The organism is Pseudomonas trivialis, from assembly GCF_001439805.1.
GTDB lineage: Bacteria > Pseudomonadota > Gammaproteobacteria > Pseudomonadales > Pseudomonadaceae > Aquipseudomonas > Aquipseudomonas trivialis.
The window spans coordinates 1-1,101 of the sequence record NZ_JYLK01000041.1; the positions used below are offsets into that span (position 1 = coordinate 1).

The 1,101-nt window shown below is 63.9% G+C and carries 1 pseudogene; it reads right to left on the minus strand.

What is annotated here, in order from left to right:
• A pseudogene (locus tag TU79_RS24850) lies at nt 1-1,101 on the minus strand (DUF6531 domain-containing protein); the annotation flags it as partial.

Genomic DNA, 1,101 nt, shown 5'->3' on the forward strand with positions numbered 1-1,101 from the left:
CTGGTGCGATACACCCGCGTCCACTCAAACGGCAAAATCCCGTCCAGCGTGCCGTCGGTGAGGGTGAGCAATTCCTCGCCGGTGACCATCGACACCGGGCAGCCGTGGGTCACGGTTTTATCGGAAGAAGCAGCCGCATCCCCCGCCGGGTTCTTCGCCGAAACCGGCACATCATCCACGGGCGATTCGTGCACGAGCGCCGTGCGCTGCTTCTTGCTGCGCACCGCCGGCACGGCGTTCGGCACCAGCTCCTCGCCCACCTTCAGCGGCGCCACCGTCTTGATCGGCGTGGCCGCGCTCCCCAGCAGCAACGGCTTGGCCGCCTCTACATGCCGTGCCAACCCCGGCGGCGCCAACTGCTCGGCGAGCATCTCCAGCCAGCGGCGTACCTGCCCGGACTTGATATGACCCACCACCTGCACGCCCAGGCGAATCTTCACGCCCATGCCCCGCGTGGCCCAGATCAGCAACAGGTTGATCAGCACCTCGCCGGTGATTTCGCCCACCAGCTCAAGCATCTCCGGTGGCGGCAGCAGGCGAATCCAGCTGGTCATCGCCGACAGGTAGATAAACAGCAGCGGCTCATCACTGAGCACCAGCAGGCCATGGGCGACGGCGTCCTTGCCCAGTGTGAGCAGCTCATCCAGCTCGCTTTGGGAGACATAGCGCAATAACTGCTCGCTGTTGGCCTTGAGGTTGGCGATCAGGTCGTACAGCTGCGTGATGTTGTCCCACAGGTTGTAGAGGGCTTTGGCCAAACCGCCCGCGAAGGCGGTGCCCTGCAGGGCGCTGCGCTTTAAGGGGGGGGGCTTTGGCGAACTCAGTCCACTGCGCTTGGAAGGTGTCTTTCCATTCCGCGCGCAGGCGAGTTTCCAGCCCGGCGATCAGCGACTGATAAGACGCATACAGCGCCTTGACGTGGTCTTTGGAAACGTTGGGGTAGAAGGTGATGTGATACGGCTGGTCGCGGGTGCATTCCGGGATTTCAAGCCTGCCGCTGGCATCTATCGTGCGATGGAGCGGGGCGCCGATCGGACTGCCATCCGCTGCGATGGCCTGCACCATCACCGGCGTATCGCCGATGGGCACAAGGCGAGTGCT